Source organism: Peptidiphaga sp., from assembly GCF_057238965.1.
In genome coordinates this window covers 1-3642 of sequence record NZ_DBHHEV010000139.1, presented here as the reverse complement: position 1 = coordinate 3642, position 3642 = coordinate 1, and the positions used below count along the sequence as shown (strand labels likewise).

Genomic DNA, 3642 nt, shown 5'->3' with positions numbered 1-3642 from the left:
TGGGGCCGTATGAACGCAAGTTCATACGGCCCCACCCCGTCATTACACCTCAGTGGGTTTTCGGCTGGTTCAGACAGCGTCGTCAAGCCCGGTTTCGCGCGCCTCCGAGACAAACTCGGCTCCGCGCGCATTCCGCGCGGGCCTCCACACCACGATTTCCCCGTTCCGCCGGGATTTCTCATCCGGCAGCTGAGAGCGGATGCTTTCGCGTGCGACGACGAACACGCTCCCGTCGCCGCCGACGGCGAAGACCCTGCTCTCGCGGCCGCGCTGACGTTCCAGCTCCTTTTTCTGCTCGGCCACCACTTTTTCCAGCTGGCGGATGTGCTGGCGCAGTTTCTGCTCGCGGTCGCGGGCCAGCATGAGCTTCGCGATTCCGGCGAGGTTGACGCCTTCCTCTTGGGAGAGGCGTTGGATTTCGAGGAGGCGGTCGACGTCGTTCAACGAATACCGCCGCCCGCCCCCTTGAGTCCGCTTGGCTTGGACGAGGCCGAGCCTGTCATACTGGCGCACCGTCTGAGCGTGCATGCCGGCCAATTGCGCCGCCACGGACACGGTGAGAACCGCCGCATCGCGCCCAGCCATCGTCAACTCCTAGCCAAGGTGGCGAACTCCGCGCGAGGGTCTGCGTCGCTCGTGGCGCTCGCGAACTCCTCGACAGCCTTGCGGGCGTCCTCGGAGAGCTTCTTGGGGACTGCAACTTTCAGGCGGGCGTACATGTCGCCGCCCTTGAGGCCCTTGCCGCGGACCCTCAAAAGCTTGTCGGTCGAGGAGCCCTCGGGAACTTTGACGGACACGGCTTTCCCGTCGAGCGTGGGGATCTTCACGGTTGCGCCGAGGGCCGCCTCCGAGAAGGAGACCGGCACGTTGACGTACACGTCTTTGCCCTTGAGCTCGTAGACGGGATGCTTCTCGACGTTGACGGTCACGAGGATGTCTCCGTCGGGCCCGCCGTTGACACCGGCTCCGCCCTTGCCCGGCACGCGGATCTTCTGTCCGTCTGTCACGCCCGCAGGGATCTTGGCCGTGACGGAACGCCCCCTCGCCGTAGTGATCTTCACCGCGGTCCCCGATGCGGCCTGCCGCAAAGGAATCGACACGCTGGTGACCAGATCCTCGCCCCGCGAGGCCCGACGAGACGAACCGAAGCCGAAGCGCGATCCGCCGCCGGAGCCGCCAAACATGCTGAAGATGTCCTCGAAGCCGCCGGAGGATGCGTTCGCCCCTTGAGCATGCTTGCCGAAGGAGCCTCCAGAGCCGCCGAACATCGAAGAAAACATGTCCTCGAAGCCCGCGTCGCCTCCCCCGCCGGCGGTGAAGCGGGCGCCGCCTGCGCCGAAGGCGCGGATTGCGTCGTACTGTTTGCGGTCCTCCTCGTTGGAAAGGACTTGGTAGGCCTCGCCCACCTCCTTGAACCGCTCTTCTGCGGCCGCGTTCCCCGGATTCTTGTCGGGGTGGTACTGGCGGGCAAGTTTGCGGTAGGCCTTCTTGATTTCCTCTGCCGAAGCGTCTTTCGACACTCCCAGAGCCGAATAGAAATCCTTGCCGATCCAATCCTGGTTAGCCATCGCCCTTCACCTCCTTCGTTGTGTGCAACGCGATATTCACTCGGGGGACACCACTGCGACGCGCGCCGGGCGCAGGACCCTCTCGCCGATCCGGTATCCGGGCTGAATGAGCGTCCCTATCGTTTCCTCTTCCGCTTCGGCCGACGTCGAATGCATGAGCGCCTCGTGCATGAGCGGGTCAAAAGCGTCTCCGACCTTTCCATAGCGCTCGACTCCGAAAGAGGTGGCGAGCGTCGACTCGAACTTCTCCGCGATCGCGCCGAACGGGCCGGTCAGATCGCCGTGCTGCCGGGCGAGCTCGACGTCGTCCAGAACCGGGAGCAGCGCCTCGACGACGGAGGCGACTCCCTCCTCGCGGCGCACCGCGCCCTCCGCTTTGGAACGGCGGACGTAGTTCTTGTACTCCTGTTCGAGGTTGTAGAGGTCGGCTCCGCGCCTGGCCACCTGGTCCTCCAGCGAGGAGATCGTCGCCATCGCCTCGGCGAGCGGATCGGTCAGATCGGCCGGGTCAGCCGAAGGCGTCGGCCCCCCCGGGCCGGCCTGCGCCTCTTCAGCCGGGGAGACTCCGTCCGGGCCTCCGTCCTCAGCGGCGGTCGCCTCCGCGCCCGTCTGTCCAACGTCAGGCCCGGCCGGGCGCCCGTCTTGCGGCCCCGGGGCCGGGGCGGACTCGAACTCCGCCCCGGCCTCGTCGAACTCTTGGTTCGTCACTTCTTCTCCTCATCGTCGACGATCTCGGCGTCCACGACTTCTTCGTCACCCGCCTGGGCGCCCGCGGAAGAAGCGTCGGCGGACGAGGCCCCGGCGTCTGCCTGCTGCGAGGCGTACATGGCCTTGCCGATCTCTTGGGACTTCTCGTTGAGCTCGGAGAGGGCGGACGAAACGGCGTCGAGGTCCTCGCCCTTGAGGGCTTCGCGGACCTTCTCGACCGCCTCGCGCACGTCGCTGGCGACGTTGTCCGGAACCTTGTCCGCGTTGTCCTTGAGCAGCTGCTCGATAGAGTAGACCGTCTGCTCGGCCTGATTGCGGACCTCGGCCTCCTCGCGGCGCTTGGCGTCCTCGGCCGCATGCTCTTCGGCTTCCTTGACCATGCGCTCGATCTCTTCCTTGGGAAGGGCCGAGCCGCCGGTGATCGTCATCGACTGCTCCTTGCCCGTCGCCTTGTCGCGAGCCGAGACGTGGACGATGCCGTTGGCGTCGATGTCGAAGGTGACCTCGATCTGCGGAACGCCCCGGGGCGCCGGCGCGATGCCGGTCAGGTCGAAGGTTCCGAGCAGCTTGTTGTCACGCGTGAACTCGCGCTCGCCCTGGAACACCTGAATCGTCACGGACGGCTGGTTGTCCGTCGCGGTGGAGAAGGTCTCGCTGCGCTTGGTCGGGATGGCCGTGTTGCGCTCGATGAGCTTCGTCATGATTCCGCTGGTCCCGCCCAGGCTCGTCTCGATGCCGAGGGAAAGCGGGGTGACGTCGATGAGCAGCACGTCCTTGCGGTCGCCGGAGATGACGCCCGCCTGGAGCGCGGCGCCGACTGCCACGACCTCGTCGGGGTTGACGCCCTTGTTCGGCTCCTTGCCGCCGGTCAGCTCCTTGACGACGTTCGTCACGGCCGGCATGCGGGTCGATCCGCCGACCAGCACGACGTGGTCGATGTCGGAGACCTTGATTCCCGCGTCGCGCACGACGTTGCGGAACGGCTCCTTCGTGCGCTCGAGGAGGTCCTTCGTCATCTCCTCGAACTTCGCCCTGGTGAGCGTCTCATCGACGTGGATGGGGCCCGATTCCGACATCGAGATGTAGGGCAGCGAGACATTGGTCGACGTCGTCGAGGACAGCTCCTTCTTGGCCTTCTCGGCGGCTTCCTTCAAGCGCTGAAGGGCGATCTTGTCCTTGGAAAGGTCGGCGCCGGACGATGCCTTGACCTGCTCGACGAGCCAGTTGACGATCCGCTCGTCCCAGTCGTCGCCGCCGAGCTTGTTGTCGCCGGAGGTGGCGCGCACCTGGATGGTGGAGAATCCGTCGTCGTCCTTGCCCACCTCGAGGAGGGACACGTCGAAGGTGCCGCCGCCGAGGTCGAAGA

At 66.0% G+C, this 3642-nt stretch carries 4 protein-coding genes; all 4 read right to left on the bottom strand.

Going from position 1 to position 3642, the window contains the following annotated elements; all coding sequences use genetic code 11:
* Nucleotides 1–69 precede the first annotated feature (69 nt).
* Complete coding sequence (locus ACO48X_RS11000) at nucleotides 70–585, bottom strand: heat shock protein transcriptional repressor HspR (protein WP_485002127.1); 516 nt, start codon at nucleotides 583–585, stop codon at nucleotides 70–72.
* A gap of 2 nt (nucleotides 586–587) precedes the next feature.
* On the bottom strand, nucleotides 588–1568 hold the full coding sequence (locus tag ACO48X_RS10995; protein ID WP_485002126.1) for a DnaJ C-terminal domain-containing protein: 981 nt from the start codon (nucleotides 1566–1568) through the stop codon (nucleotides 588–590).
* Nucleotides 1569–1604: 36 nt separating this feature from the next.
* Nucleotides 1605–2276: a nucleotide exchange factor GrpE gene (locus ACO48X_RS10990; protein ID WP_485002125.1), complete on the bottom strand. Its 672-nt coding sequence runs from the start codon at nucleotides 2274–2276 to the stop codon at nucleotides 1605–1607.
* A partial coding sequence (dnaK, locus tag ACO48X_RS10985) for a molecular chaperone DnaK (protein ID WP_485002124.1) occupies nucleotides 2273–3642 on the bottom strand: 1370 nt, incomplete at its 5' end. The genes ACO48X_RS10990 and dnaK, both read right to left, overlap by 4 nt.